The sequence below is a fragment of the Antarctobacter jejuensis genome (assembly GCF_052266595.1).
Taxonomy (GTDB): domain Bacteria; phylum Pseudomonadota; class Alphaproteobacteria; order Rhodobacterales; family Rhodobacteraceae; genus Antarctobacter; species Antarctobacter jejuensis.
In genome coordinates this window covers 1-13485 of record NZ_JBQQXJ010000030.1, presented here as the reverse complement: position 1 = coordinate 13485, position 13485 = coordinate 1, and the positions used below count along the sequence as shown (strand labels likewise).

Genomic DNA, 13485 nt, shown 5'->3' with positions numbered 1-13485 from the left:
CTTGGGAAACCCCTTCGCAAAGGGGCTTGCCAACACTGGGACAACGATTTTCGTGCTGATTTCAGAACTGCCCTGCGGCGAACCTCTGACCTGACAGGGCCACACGCTCAAAGCGGCCGACGCAGATATGAAGTGTTTTCTGAATATTCAAGGAAAAGGGCCAACACCTCGCGCGCCGAAACAGAGAAACAGCGGCATCGAATCGCTCGAACCCGCTGGAGACTTCCGAATATTCGGTGAAGCACGCGAACGCAAGCCCCCCGAGACAAGGGATTTGCTTTCATTCACATCCGGAAAGAATGACAAAAAGGACCCGAAAGGTCAAGATGATATGGGCAGGACGGTAAAGGCCGCCAGCCCACGACATCGCCAGCGCAAATGCTCACAGCTGCGTGAGCAAAAGAAAAGGCGCCTCCGCGTGATGCGGAAGCGCCCCAAAGTGACAGGAGGCCAGGCCTCCGGAAATCACTTGACCTCGACTTCGGCGCCTGCCTCTTCGAGCTTCTTCTTGATTTCCTCGGCTTCGTCCTTGGAAACGCCTTCCTTGACAGCCTTGCCACCGGCTTCGACCAGTTCCTTGGCTTCTTTCAGGCCCAGGCCGGTGATGCCGCGGACTTCTTTGATGACGTTGATCTTCTTGTCGCCAGCGGCTTTCAGGATCACGTCGAACTCGGTCTTTTCTTCCTCAGCTGCGCCACCGGCGTCGCCGCCTGCGGGGCCGGCCATCATGACAGCGCCGCCAGCTGCGGGCTCGATGCCGTACTCGTCCTTGAGGATGGTTTTCAGTTCCTGGGCTTCCAGGAGGGTCAGGCCAACGATTTGTTCGGCCAGTGCTTTAAGATCAGCCATTTTGAGACTCTTTCCGTTTAGATGTGCATTCCAACGTCAGGGAGATTTCCCCACGAGGGTCGTTTCGGTTTGCCTTACGCCGCTTCCTGCTTTTCCTCGATGGTCGACAGGATGGAGGCGATGTTCGAAGCAGGTGCGCCAATGGCCCCGGCGATATTCGAAGCAGGTGCGCCGATGCAGCCGACGATCGACGCGATGAGTTCATCACGCGACGGCATTTTCGACACGGCTTCGACACCGGCCCGGTCCAGAGCGGTCCCACCCATAGCGCCGCCAAGGATTTCAAACTTTTTGTTGTCCTTGGCGAAGTCTTCGACGACCTTGGCCGCAGCCACGGGGTCCTCGGAGTAGGTGAGAACGGTCATGCCGCCCAGCAGCGGTGCGATTTCCGCGCACTGCGTACCTTCGACGGCGATCCTGGCGAGCCTGTTCTTGGCGACACGGACCACGGCATCCCCATTACGGGCACGACCGCGCAGGTCCGTCATTTCGGCAACCGTGAGACCTTCGTAGCGGGCAACCACTACGACGCCAGAGCTTTCGAAGATCTGGCCGAGTTCCTCGACCACCTTTTCTTTCTGAGCTCTATCCACAGTTTCACTCCAGTTGTTGGAGGGCGGACCCTCCGGCTCATTTTGCCCGGGGGTTCAGCCCCGGACGGAATGTCCGATGAGGGTCGACGCATCACGGAAAGGCCGGGGCCAGTCCGCACGAACCGGGTGGAGCCGGCCCGATAAAGATGTCTCTTCCCGCCTCAGGCAGGAATTACAGGCCATGCAGCCAACCCACCGTCTCGGACGAAATACACCGCCGAACACGAATCGCGTCCCGCGGTGATGCGCCTTCCTTTATCATTATTGGCGAGGATGCCAAGAGGCGGATGAGGGCAGGCGTCGAAATTCCACCTCAACCGCCGTTCAGCCGGGTTTTCAGCGCGGAGGAAAACGCCTTTGGCTCCTTGATGTCATAGAGTTCGCGGATCACCGCAGAGATATGCGCCGCGGCATGGGTGTCCTCAAAGCTGCGTGCATTCGAGATGAACCCCTGCTCGTACAGGAATTCATCCGCATAACCAGTCAGGAACCAGGCCTTGTTCAGGGGCACAGCGTCCGGGGCGATCTTGTTGACGGTACGGGCAAGGACATTGGTGCAATTGGAAAACAGCGTGTGATACCAGCGCGGTTGCGCCTCCACCTCGGCAGTTTCGTCCAGCATGGCCTTCAGAACGGCCTTTTGCTGCTCCAACGGAATATCCAGCGCATATCGGTACAGGGCATCGCCCGCCATGAACTCGCTGTTGCCATACATGTCGCGTTCGGTCGTCCAGACGAACATGTACTCAAAGATCGGCAGCACCGCCGCCTTGGCCGCGCTATAGGCCTCGCCAACCTCGCGCCGCGCCTCAATCGAGGCGACATAGGCCGCGCCATCGGCGAAGGTGAAGACCAACATGGTGTGCGCGATGGCGTCTACACTGCCAAAGGGCTCCACCAGGAAATAAGCCTGCGTGAGCGTGTCGGGATCGATTTCGGCTTCGATCCACTCCTGCCGTGTCACTGCGCCATCCTCGGCATAGTCCCAGTTGCGCGTGTTGGCGACTCGGTACAGCCCGTCCTGTTCGCTGACCGACGGCAGCCTGCTATAGTCGGCGCGCCAGTCGCGATCATGCGAGGCCGGTGTCAGGACCCAGTTCAGGACCAGCCCAGCGATCACGATCAGCGGCAACAACAGCAGAAAACGCTTCATACTGCCGGTCTACCTCATCCTCAGCAGCTCAGGAAGACAGGCCGCGCTGCTTTTGTCCCGGCCCAGATGTTGGCTGCTCGGCCTCTGGCTCCGCCCCGAATTTCTTTGCCAGCAGCGCCATCAGATCCCGTTTCGACACCGGTTTGCCCAGCACCTGATCCATGCCGGCCTCGCGGTATTCCTGCACCTGATGGCTCAGCACGTTGGCAGTGACCGCAACAATCGCCGTCGGCGTACCGCCGGCCTGACGCTCCATCTCGCGGATCTGGCGGGTAGCACCGACACCGTCCAGCACCGGCATCTGCACATCCATCAGGATGACATCGAAACGGTCGCCGTCCCGCACCGCCTCCACCGCAGCCTCGCCGGTTTCCACATAGGTGAGGTCCGCCCGCGTGGCCTTGAGAAACCGAGACAGGATCAACCGGTTGGTGGCATTGTCATCGGCGACAAGGATCCTCTTGCCGTGCAGATCGGGCGATTTGACCGGCGCGCGTCTGGCCTGCTTGATCTGCTCCCCGGTGGCCGCCTGCAACGGCAGATCGCAGAAGAACGTGGCACCATGACCCGGGCGGCTGACAAGGGTCAGATCGCCCCCCATTGTCTGACACAACTGACGTGAGATGGTCAGGCCCAGTCCGCTGCCCCCATGCCGGCGCGTGACCCCCGCATCCGCCTGCAGGAAGGGCTCAAAGATGCGGGCCTGCGCGGCCCTGTCGATGCCGGGACCGCTGTCCTGCACCGAAATCACCAGACGCGAACCGCCGAGGTCCGACCGCACCTGCACCCGGACGCCGCCTTTTTCGGTGAATTTCACCGCGTTGGCGACAAGGTTGTGCAGCACTTGCCGGATCCGCACGGCATCGCCGATGACGACGGGCGCAAGGTTCTCCTGCACGTGCAAGGTCAGATCCAACCCCTTTTGCCGCGCGCCCGCGCCGTAAAGGGAGCAGGCTGCCTCGACCAGTTCGCGCAGGTCAAAGGGGTGCTCATCGATCGAAAGCTGCCCCGCTTCGATCCGCGACAGGTCCAGCACATCGTTGATCGTGCCAAGCAAAACGCCGCCGGATTCCTCGATCACGCGTACGCAAAGCGTCTGATCCTCCGTCAACTCCGTTTCCGCCAGTTCCGAGGTCATCCCAAGGATACCATTCAGGGGAGTCCGGATTTCATGGCTGACATTGGCAAGAAAGCGGGATTTCGCGGCATTCGCCTCCGCCGCTTCCATACGCAGCTCCCGCTCCCGCTTTTGCCCGCGGCCGGAGAAATAGACCTCTGCCACCACGTAGGTCAGCAGGATGGAGACCAACACCAGCGCAGCATATTCTGTGGTCGCGACGGAATCGCGGGCGTTCACGTCCGACAGGACACGACTGGGGGACTGCTTGTTCCCGAAATTCTGCGTCCAAAGCTGCCGGGACTGAAAGGTCAGCGCCTTGAGGCGCTCGATCATCAACTGTACGCTTTCATCATCGGGGGTCACCTGTCCGAAAAGCACCGGATCCCCGCCCTCCAGAAAAGCGTCGAATTCCGCGACCAGGGCGTGAAATCCGGTCCCATGCTTGAACCGTTCCATCCGGACCACATCAACCCGGCTCCACAACACGTCATACCGCAGTCGCGCGGTTTCGATGTCGTATTGACCTCCACGCAGCCCGACCAGCGCGGTCGCGAGGCGTTGGCTTTCGAAATTCAGCTCACTGACGCTCCACAGCATGGTGTTGAGATTGCGCACCGTGGTTTCGCGCGCCTGCGTATTGGCCCGCTCGAAATTGATCACCAGGACCGCCAGGAAAACCGCGACGACCGTGGCAACCAGCGCGCGCAGCGCGCGCGCATTTTCGCGAACCCATCGCATCCGGCCTATCGGATCCCGCGCGGCAAGCGGTTCACTCGCGCACGCGGTAGCGCGGCAGGCATGCTGTTCCGGCGCGTGACCGCACGCCCATCCAGCCTGAATAGCAAAGTTTTGACAAAACCCGCGCCATCCGCATGCCCAAGCGCAGAGGCCAAACCATCAAGGGGCAATACCGGAGAGGTTTCCGGCGCATCTTTGGCAGAAACCGGCAACGCAAGAAATGAAACAAGACAAAAAAGAATAGCGCGTAGGCGGGGCATGACGATCTCCGACAGAAAACAGCACTCGGCTGCCCCGGAATACGCCACCGCCCTTAACGGCGGGTTTCACCTGAAAAAGAAAAAGGCGGGCCCGAAGACCCGCCTTTCCCGAATTCTGTCGATCGGCCTCAGTTGCCGGTCGCGCTCACCACGTCGACGGTGACGCCCGGACCCATGGTCGAGCTCAGCGCGATCTTCTTCATGTAGGTGCCCTTGGCGCCTGCCGGCTTGGCTGCCGAAACCGCGCTAACGAACGCGCGGATGTTTTCGACCAGCTTGGCCTCATCAAAGGACGCCTTGCCGACACCTGCGTGCACGACACCGGCCTTTTCGGCCTTGAACTGAACCTGACCGCCTTTGGCGTCGGTCACGGCCTGCGCCACGTCCATGGTCACGGTGCCAACCTTGGGGTTCGGCATCAGGTTGCGCGGGCCCAGGATCTTGCCCAGACGACCGACGATCGGCATCATGTCCGGGGTCGCGATGCAGCGATCGAACTCGATGGTGCCGCCCTGGATGGTTTCCATCAGGTCCTCTGCACCGACGATGTCCGCACCGGCTTCCTTGGCTTCATCCGCCTTCGGGCCGCGGGCAAACACAGCCACGCGCACGGTCTTGCCGGTGCCGTTCGGCAGGCCGACAACGCCGCGGACCATCTGGTCTGCGTGACGCGGGTCAACACCGAGGTTCATGGCGATCTCGACGGTCTCATCGAACTTGGTGGTCGCGTTCGACTTGATCAGGGAGACGGCTTCTTCGACGGACAGGTTTTCCTTGTCGGCGAAGGCTTCGCGCGCTGCGCGGGTACGTTTTCCAAGCTTTGCCATGTGACTTACCCCTTCACCTCGATACCCATCGAGTTGGCGGAGCCAACGATGATCTTCATTGCCGCTTCGACGTCATTGGCCGAGAGATCTTTCATCTTGGCTTCGGCGATCTCGCGGACCTGCTTCACTGTGACGGTGGCCACGGTCTCGCGGCCCGGAGTCACGGCGCCCTTGGGGCGGTTCCGCTTGCCGACGGGCTTCAGGCCGGCGGCTTTCTTCAGGTAGTAAGACGCGGGGGGCGTCTTGATGTCCATGGTGAAGGACTTGTCCTGATAGTAGGTGATCACGGTCGGGCACGGCGCGCCGGGCTCCATTTCCTGCGTCTTGGCGTTGAACGCCTTGCAGAATTCCATGATGTTGATGCCGCGCTGACCCAGGGCGGGGCCCACGGGCGGCGAGGGGTTGGCTTTGCCTGCAGGAATCTGCAGCTTCATCTTGCCAGCGAGCTTCTTAGCCACGGGCTATCTCCTTTTCCATCTCCCCCCGACGCGTCGAAGGGCGTTATGTGGCGTGGTCCGGTCCGGAACTCGCGAGTCCCTCGCCTCCCACGTTTCTTGCCTCCTGACCTGGAGGACAAGTCGCGCGGATACACCGGCCTCACAGAACGCGCAAGCCTTTTCCGCCCGGTTACTCTGCGGCCGGAACCGCCCGCGCTCGCGGAACATCGGCGGCGACTTCGGCAAAGATCCAGCGCCTGAACTCCCGGATCATCGGATCGTCCGCCCGGCTTTCGGGACAGGCCAGCGAGTAGATCGTGATCGGCAGCGTGACAGTTTCGAACAATCGTACAAGCCGGCCCGTTTCCAGTGTCCCGCGCACCATCGCGTCATAGGCCAGAGAAACCCCCTGCCCCTGCTCTGCGGCGGTCGTGGCAAATTCGCAGTTCGGAAAGACAGGACCGCGCGGCAAGTGCGGGACCTGCACCCCCGCGGCCTCGAACCACTCAGCCCAGGCGTCCTGCACCTCATCGTGCATCAATGTCTGGCCAAGCAGATCCTCCGGCTTTCGCAGATCGCTTTGCGACAACAGCCCAGGGCTGATGACGGGATACCGCAGCGATTCCATCAATGGCTCGGTGCGGACACCGGGGACGGGATCGTCCGCCCATTGGATCACCACGTCGGCATCATTGCTGGCGAAATCCGTCGACGGCGCACCTTGAGAGACGCGCAGCCGCACCCGGTCGCCAAAGTCGAGCCGATGCAGCCGGGGCACCAGCCAGCGGGCGGCAAACCCCGGCGTGCAGAGCACCCTGAATGTCCGCCGTCCAGCCGCCTGCACAGCGCGCGTCGCCTCTTCGATCCCATCCATGAGAACGGTCAATTGGCGGGCATAGCCCTGACCGGTCAGGGTCAGCGCCAAGGCATTCCCGTGGCGCTCGAACAGCTTTGTGTCCAGCAGCCCTTCGAGTGCACGAATCTGGTGACTGATCGCAGAGGGTGACAGGCACAGTTCCTCAGCCGCGGCCTTGAAGCTTTGATGACGCGCGGCCGCCTCAAAGGCGCGAACCGCCGCAAAAGAAGGAAGCCTGCGTCCCATCTTGGATGAATCTCCTTCAACCGCGAATGAAAATTTCTCTTTTGCTCTGAAACTCAGTCGATCCTAGCATCTTTCCATCCCGTTCCCAAAATTTGACGGAGGCACACATGGCCTTCTTCAGGCGCCTTGGCGCAGCAATGTGCTGTGCCCTTTTCATCGGCCAACAACCCTTTATCACCGCCCCCGCGCAGGCCGACGCCTCCCTGATCTGGCGCGACGCGGACGGACTGAATGACCTTGTCGCGCATCTCGAAGGCTGGCTGGACGGCAACTCAGACTTGCCCCGGCGCGAGGGCGTCCCCGAGGTTCGCATTGTTTCGCAGTCGTGGGCCGCAAGTCTCGTGTCGGCGCGCCGAGCGCATCAAACCGCGCAACCGCGCGGATATTACGATCCTGCGTCCCGGATCATTTACCTTCTGCAACCGTGGTCGCCGCGCGATCCCCATGACGTCAGCGTTCTGCTGCACGAGTTGGCCCATCACCGTCAGGCAACTGCGGGCCACTGGTACTGTCCCGGCGCGCAGGAACTGACCGCCTATCGCCTGCAGGACATATGGCTGAATGACCTCGGTCTTGAGGCGGATGTGAATTGGATCGCCGTGGTGTTGGAGGCGGGTTGTACGCCCCGGGACATTCACCCCGACTGACCGCAATCAAAGCCGCCTGCCGATCACCCGGTTTCGGAGGCCACCGCGCCCGTCCAGATGACCTCTCTTACACCGGCAAGACGTGCCAGACGGCTCACCTCTGCCTCCAGCCTTGCCATCCGGCCGGCCCCGGCACGCACGCCCGGCTCCCACCACAAGTTCATCACCGTCAGCCGGTCAGCGGTGCGCTCCGCCTTGGCTTCGATCCGCCCGACAAGGCGATCCCCCTCCAGCAACGGATACACGTAATATCCCCACTGGCGCTGCGCCGCGGGCACGAACATTTCGACCGTGTAATCGTAGCCGAACAGCCGCCTGACGCGCACCCGGTCACGGATCGCCGGGTCAAAGGGGTTGAGGATGCGCAGTCGAGAGGTGGGCGCAGGCGTCTCCTCCAGTCGCGCCTCGATGTCCGCACAGGCCACGCCCTTGGTCCAGCGCCCGTCGGCCCCCTCGATCTGAACCGGCACCAGCCTGCTGGCATCCCGCTCGGCCCAGGTGGCGACCTCATCGACCTCTGCTGCCTCCCAGAACTTGCGGATCTCGCCCAGAGTGCCAAAACCCAGCCGGTCCAGCGCGGCCCGGCACAAGCCGTCGACCTGCGCCTGATCCGACAGCACCTCGCCGCGCAGGTCCTCGGGAAACACCCGCTCGGCCAGATCATAGTACTTGATGACGCCCTCTCGGTGACAGGTCGCCAATTCGCCCGCATACCAGAGGTAATCCAGCGCCTTTTTGTGCGGCGGGCGCTGCCACATGGCGCGCTCGCCCTCGATCCGCGTGTCGAAGTCCTTGGTACAAAGCGCGCCCTCGTCCCGAATGCGGCCCCGGATCTCATCCATCAAGGCGTCATCGCCACGCCCGACATACCACGACCAACTCTCGGCCTTCTGCCGCATCCGCTCGAACTGCCGCCGCCACAACGGCAGCATCTCAATCGGCAGGACAGAGGCATCATGGGTGAAATGCTCGAACACCCGGCGCCCGCGCAACAGCCGGTCCAGCTCCGGCTCTCGATAGCTCTGGTTGCGGCTCCACAGGATGTGATGATGCGCGCGGCTGACGACCTGAATGGTGTCCAGTTGCACAAACCCCAGATCCCGGATGATCGACAGTGTGTCCTGCCCGCCAACCGGCGCCCCGGCCAACCCGTGCGAGGCCAGCCACAGCCGTCGGGCGTCAGCGTTATTGATACGAAGCGGCGTCAATGTGACCTCGGGCAGATAACAGGCTTTGCCCTGAATGCGGCACCCAAGGCCAAAGCGCAATGCCATGCCCGCAAGACGGCTGGAAACGGCGGCGCGAAACGAAAAAGGCGCGCTGTCCTCGCAACGCGCCTTTATCAAACCTTCAGGTGAAAGATCCTCAGATCTCTTTCGACACCTGCGTGAATTCCAGTTCCACCGGCGTTTCGCGGCCAAAGATCGACACCGACACGCGCAGGCGCTGGTTGTCGTCGTCGACACCTTCGACCATGCCGTCAAACCCTTCGAAGGGACCGTCGGTGACCTTGACCTTTTCGCCGGTCTCAAAGTGGATCAGCGTGCGCGGCGCATCTTCGTTTTCCTGAACGCGGCCAAGGATCGCTTCGACCTCGGCATCGCGCATCGGCATCGGACGGCCCTGCGGGCCAAGGAAGCCTGTGACCCGGTTGATCGAGTTCACAAGGTGATACCCCTGATCCGACATTTCCATGTGAACCAGCACGTAACCGGGCATAAAGCGCCGCTCGGTCGTGACCTTCTTGCCGCGACGGACCTCGATCACTTCTTCGGTCGGCACCAGAACCTCATCGATCTGGTCCTCGAGGCCCTGTTCCTCGACCGCTGTTCGGATCTGTTCGGCGATCTTCTTCTCGAAGTTCGAGAGAACGCTCACCGAGTACCACCGCTTTGCCATGTCTTACCTTCGATTCCAGATGCCCCACGCGGGGTCGCTAAAAACAAAAGGGGCGCGCAACCCTGATGCCGCGCGCCTACCTGTCGGGGGTGCTTATCGGCCTTTGCGCGAGTTTGCAAGCGCTTCCCACGCCGCCCCGCGCCAGACCTTAGCTGGACCCGACCACCGACAGCAGGCCCTGCAGGCCGGAACGGATGCCAAGGTCGACCAGCGCAAAGAAGATCGCCGTCAGCGTCGCCATGATGAAGACCATGATCGTGGTCAGCAGCACCTCGCGCCGGGTCGGCCAGACGATCTTCGAAACCTCGGTCCGAACCTGCTGGATGAACTGAAGCGGATTGGTCATGGCCATGTGTGTGTTTCCCGTATTCCACCGGTGGTTTCGGGCAAATACGCGCAACGCCGGGGGATTTCAACCCTGCCGCGCCGCCTCACACCCGCGTGAGATACGCTCGCGCGCTGTTGATCCTGACGTCACGTTTTCACGGGAACACAATGGCCGGTCAGCGGTTCACACGCGCATCTTCTATATCGGCTAACAACCCGCTGAAATCAAAAGAATTAAATTGGAACCTTCGCCTTCGGGTACGGTTATCTACCCAGATCGCCGGGGCAGACAGCGCAGATGCGCCGCCCGGCAACAGAACGAAAGGAAAAGGCTATGAAACGCACACTTATGATCGCCGCACTTGTTTCGAGTACCGCACTGTCCGCACAGGCAGCAACGGAAACCGACCGCGCGCAGATCGAGCAATTCCTGCCGAATGTCGATGCCTCGACCCTGACGGACACCCAAGTGGATTCGCTGGTTGGCATCATGTACAGCGGCGACAGCCGCAGCGACAAGGTCGCCGCAATGCGCGGTCTCGTTGGCGCTGAAAACCCGGTGATGACCGAACTGACGCCGACCGAATTGTTGGAACTGCAGTCCTACGCACCCGAGATCGACTTTTCGCGCTTCACCGCTGCCCAGATTGCTCAGGCACAGGGCATCATCAACAGCGCCGAGACACGCGCCGATGCCATGGCACAATTGCGCTCGTTCGAACTGTCCGATGAGCCGATCATGACCGACGCCCTGACCGAGGCCGAGGTTGTCGAAATCCGCAGCTATGCGCCGGATATCAACCTTGCCGCGCTGACCGACGTAGAGGTTCTGCGCATTCAGGCGGCCATCGCGGGTGGTGACACGACAGAGATCAGCAACACCATTGGTTCCATCGTCAACTGATGGACCGCACCAAACCGCATCCGCAGGATGCGGGACGGGGCCGCGCTTCGGCGCGGCTCTTTTCATGTCTGAACTGTCGGAGGAAATGGCAGGGGCAGCAGGGTTCGAACCCGCGACCTACGGTTTTGGAGACCGTCGCTCTACCAGCTGAGCTATACCCCTAGGGTGCGTGGACTGTTACGGAATCGACTTGGGGATTTCAAGAGAGAAAGAACACCGCACGGGCGGCATTTCGCGCCTCACGGCTTGTTGCGGAATTGGAACGCCTTGCGCGTGCCGGGGTTGGCCCGGACAGAGGCAATCAACCGGCGCATATGCTTGTCAATCTTCAATGGCTTGACCAGCTGTTTCATCTCTCGCAACCGTCCGATCATCTCGGCATCGCTCATCCCGGCCACATTCAGCGACTCCAGCAGATCTGCCGGAATCGGTTTCGTACAAAGGAAAGAGACCGAATCCCGCGGCACATGCGCCACGGGTATAAGGTAGTCGGACAACATGGCCATCTGGACGCCGATCCACGGTTGCTGCCACCAAAGAAAATCCTGCTGCACCACCACCGATCGCCCCGGAATGAGGTGCGGAAAGAACTGCGCGCTCATCTGGTCCATGGACTCGGCGGTCTTGGAGGCATCCATGACCAGGACCTCGATCTCTCCCCCGTGCCAGCCCAGATCCTCGATCGCCCCCTTATATAACTGCACCCCCTCCCCCCAGGGCTGCAAAAAGGCGCGCACCACCGGCGTGAGGTCATTGCCGTCCGCCTCGATCAGTGGCAGCGCGGCGTGCGGGCTGTCAGAGGCCGGGGGCGTGGCGCAGTATTTGTGATACCGGTCGGCGAAAGAGCTGAAATCCACCACGTCGAACTTGTCATACCCATGCACGATCTGCGCGCGCCCCGCCCGGGCCACCCCCTCGGCCAGGCAGGCGGCAGAGCCACCCGCGAATGATCCAAGATCGACGATCGCCCCGCCCCCCTGCGCCCAGTCGCGTGCCAGGGCGACGTAATAGGCCTGCTCATCGACTTTCAACATCGTGGGAACCATCGCCGCCTGCCCAAGATCTGCCGGGGTGAAGCCGTCCCAGCACCGCTCCGCAAAGAACGCAGGCGGCGTTTCGGTCGATATGGCTGGATCGGCGGTCATGGGCAGCGGCCCCCTTGTGCGGAACGGTTTCGGCATCCTCGGATGCCGCCCCTCGGAACGCAAGCTGCATGCCCAACACCCCCGCTGAAGCACTCCGTTATTCACGCGGCGCCACACGTCCAATCACGCCGGGCGGCGCGACTGAAACAAAGCGCGAAAATTTCCCCCCAATGCGGCGGTAAAAAACATGTGACCGAAAAAATTTCGGCCGCATCCGACACTCGATTTCACCGCATCAGGTCTCCGCGTTCAGGGTCAAAAACCAATGGATATTGGCCTGCACCATGGCTGTGCACGATTGCACAACACCCCGTTCATCCGTCTGGTTTTCAAGGGAAAATCCGCGTGATCGATTGCGATTGTTCCGTGAGTTCACTTCCCGATCCGGCGTCCCTAATTGGTTTGGTGTCGGACGGACAGCCCGGCAGAAACGCTACTCCACCGGGCACCGTCCCAACGCACACATCAGAAAGGAACCTCACAATGAAATCGCTTATCGCATCCGCCCTCATCGCAACCGCAGCCCTGACCAGCGCAGCCTACGCCGCCCCGACCGCCACCGTGTCGAGCGAAGCCTCGTACATCCTGCCGGGCGCTGATTTCTCCGGTCTGTCGGCCACCGAAGTCCACACCATCAACGCCATCGTCCAGTCCGGCGACAGCTTCAACGACAAGGCCGCCGCAATCCGCGCGCAGCTGAACTGATCGAGCGCCGCGCCCCACGCGCGGCCCCTCGACCCAAACTCCCTGAAGACAAACTCCCAGAGTAAAGGACCAAAACAATGAAAACGCTTATCGCATCCGCCCTCATCGCAACCGCAGCCCTGACCAGCGCAGCCTACGCCGCCCCGACCGCCACCGTGTCGAGCGAAGCCTCGTACATCCTGCCGGGCGCTGATTTCTCCGGTCTGTCGGCAACCGAGGTCCACACCATCAACGCCATCGTCCAGTCCGGCGACAGCTTCAACGACAAGGCCGCCGCAATCCGCGCGCAGCTGAACTGACCCCTGTTCCGCCCCCGCGCGCTGTGATTGCGCGCGGGCGGCGCCTCCCTTTCAGGAAAGGTAGACCATATGAAACCCCTGATCGTATCCACACTGATCGCGACGGCCGGCATTGCTGGCACCGCACAGGCCCTGACGGGGCCGACGCTATCCGGCGAAGCGGGTTATATCCTGCCCGGCGCCGATTTCTCGACGCTCTCCGCTGCCCAGATCCACGCCATCAACGCGCTTGTGCATTCCGGCGACAGCTTCAATGAAAAGCGCGCCGGTATCGAAGCGCAGCAGCGCTGATCCGGGACCCTGACTGCCGCGTCCCTCCTCCCGGCGCGGCAGCCGTGTCACCAAAGAAACAGCCGCCCCGGAAAGGGCGGCTTTTTTGTTCGGAAAAGTCCGCAGCCTGACGCAAAAAGGCCGCCCCGGTTTCTGGGGCGGCCTTTTTTGTTTTTTGCCCGTGGCTCCCGGGCCATTCACCCCGTGAGG

At 61.8% G+C, this 13485-nt stretch carries 16 protein-coding genes and 1 tRNA gene; 5 read left to right on the top strand and 12 right to left on the bottom strand.

The annotated features are described in order from the left end of the window. Positions 1-465: 465 nt before the first annotated feature. The 7 genes from rplL to ACTXGA_RS23690 all read right to left on the bottom strand — a co-directional run bounded on the left by rplL (position 466) and on the right by ACTXGA_RS23690 (position 7079). Positions 466-849 carry a 50S ribosomal protein L7/L12 gene (gene rplL / locus ACTXGA_RS23720; RefSeq protein ID WP_443397192.1) on the bottom strand — a complete coding sequence of 128 codons (384 nt, stop codon included), beginning with the start codon at positions 847-849 and terminating at the stop codon, positions 466-468. Positions 850-923: 74 nt separating this feature from the next. Then, positions 924-1442, bottom strand: a complete 519-nt coding sequence (gene rplJ / locus ACTXGA_RS23715) for a 50S ribosomal protein L10 (RefSeq protein WP_443397191.1) — start codon at positions 1440-1442, stop codon at positions 924-926. 313 nt (positions 1443-1755) lie between these two features. After that, complete coding sequence (locus tag ACTXGA_RS23710; protein WP_443397190.1) at positions 1756-2595, bottom strand: lipoprotein N-acyltransferase Lnb domain-containing protein; 840 nt, start codon at positions 2593-2595, stop codon at positions 1756-1758. A 28-nt stretch (positions 2596-2623) separates the two neighbouring features. Then, positions 2624-4453, bottom strand: a complete 1830-nt coding sequence (locus ACTXGA_RS23705; protein WP_443397189.1) for an ATP-binding protein — start codon at positions 4451-4453, stop codon at positions 2624-2626. A gap of 388 nt (positions 4454-4841) precedes the next feature. Continuing rightward, positions 4842-5540 (bottom strand): 50S ribosomal protein L1, encoded by a 699-nt coding sequence (gene rplA / locus ACTXGA_RS23700; RefSeq protein WP_443397188.1) that lies wholly within the window; start codon positions 5538-5540, stop codon positions 4842-4844. Positions 5541-5545: 5 nt separating this feature from the next. Next, the gene (gene rplK / locus ACTXGA_RS23695) at positions 5546-5998 is read right to left on the bottom strand and encodes a 50S ribosomal protein L11 (protein WP_443397187.1); all 453 of its coding nucleotides are present in this window, start codon (positions 5996-5998) and stop codon (positions 5546-5548) included. A 169-nt stretch (positions 5999-6167) separates the two neighbouring features. Next, on the bottom strand, positions 6168-7079 hold the full coding sequence (locus tag ACTXGA_RS23690; RefSeq protein ID WP_443397186.1) for a LysR substrate-binding domain-containing protein: 912 nt from the start codon (positions 7077-7079) through the stop codon (positions 6168-6170). Between the two features lie 107 nt (positions 7080-7186). Between ACTXGA_RS23690 and ACTXGA_RS23685 the strand changes: the two genes are divergently transcribed. Beyond that, positions 7187-7726, top strand: a complete 540-nt coding sequence (locus ACTXGA_RS23685; RefSeq protein WP_443397185.1) for a DUF6647 family protein — start codon at positions 7187-7189, stop codon at positions 7724-7726. A 23-nt stretch (positions 7727-7749) separates the two neighbouring features. Here ACTXGA_RS23685 and ACTXGA_RS23680 read toward each other — a convergent pair whose 3' ends face one another. The 3 genes from ACTXGA_RS23680 to secE all read right to left on the bottom strand — a co-directional run bounded on the left by ACTXGA_RS23680 (position 7750) and on the right by secE (position 9977). Beyond that, a complete protein-coding gene (locus tag ACTXGA_RS23680; protein WP_443397184.1) occupies positions 7750-9000 on the bottom strand; it encodes a winged helix-turn-helix domain-containing protein in 1251 nt (416 codons plus the stop codon). 91 nt (positions 9001-9091) lie between these two features. Then, positions 9092-9625: a transcription termination/antitermination protein NusG gene (gene nusG / locus ACTXGA_RS23675; protein ID WP_443397183.1), complete on the bottom strand. Its 534-nt coding sequence runs from the start codon at positions 9623-9625 to the stop codon at positions 9092-9094. Between the two features lie 148 nt (positions 9626-9773). After that, positions 9774-9977, bottom strand: a complete 204-nt coding sequence (gene secE, locus ACTXGA_RS23670) for a preprotein translocase subunit SecE (RefSeq protein ID WP_443397182.1) — start codon at positions 9975-9977, stop codon at positions 9774-9776. Between the two features lie 309 nt (positions 9978-10286). On the opposite strand from secE, the gene ACTXGA_RS23665 reads away from it, so the two are divergent. Continuing rightward, complete coding sequence (locus tag ACTXGA_RS23665) at positions 10287-10856, top strand: hypothetical protein (RefSeq protein ID WP_443397181.1); 570 nt, start codon at positions 10287-10289, stop codon at positions 10854-10856. Positions 10857-10942: 86 nt separating this feature from the next. Here the strand turns inward: ACTXGA_RS23665 and ACTXGA_RS23660 are convergent. Further along, positions 10943-11018: transfer RNA gene (locus ACTXGA_RS23660), tRNA-Trp, on the bottom strand. A 77-nt stretch (positions 11019-11095) separates the two neighbouring features. Beyond that, positions 11096-12001, bottom strand: a complete 906-nt coding sequence (locus tag ACTXGA_RS23655) for a hypothetical protein (RefSeq protein WP_443397180.1) — start codon at positions 11999-12001, stop codon at positions 11096-11098. A 483-nt stretch (positions 12002-12484) separates the two neighbouring features. On the opposite strand from ACTXGA_RS23655, the gene ACTXGA_RS23650 reads away from it, so the two are divergent. From ACTXGA_RS23650 to ACTXGA_RS23640, 3 genes are all read left to right on the top strand, one after another. Continuing rightward, positions 12485-12706, top strand: coding sequence for a hypothetical protein (locus ACTXGA_RS23650; protein WP_443397179.1), 222 nt, complete (start codon positions 12485-12487; stop codon positions 12704-12706). Between the two features lie 77 nt (positions 12707-12783). Beyond that, entirely contained in the window at positions 12784-13005 is a 222-nt protein-coding gene (locus ACTXGA_RS23645; RefSeq protein ID WP_443397178.1) for a hypothetical protein, read from the top strand. 69 nt (positions 13006-13074) lie between these two features. Further along, positions 13075-13296 carry a hypothetical protein gene (locus ACTXGA_RS23640; RefSeq protein WP_443397177.1) on the top strand — a complete coding sequence of 74 codons (222 nt, stop codon included), beginning with the start codon at positions 13075-13077 and terminating at the stop codon, positions 13294-13296. The last annotated feature ends 189 nt before the right edge of the window (positions 13297-13485 follow it).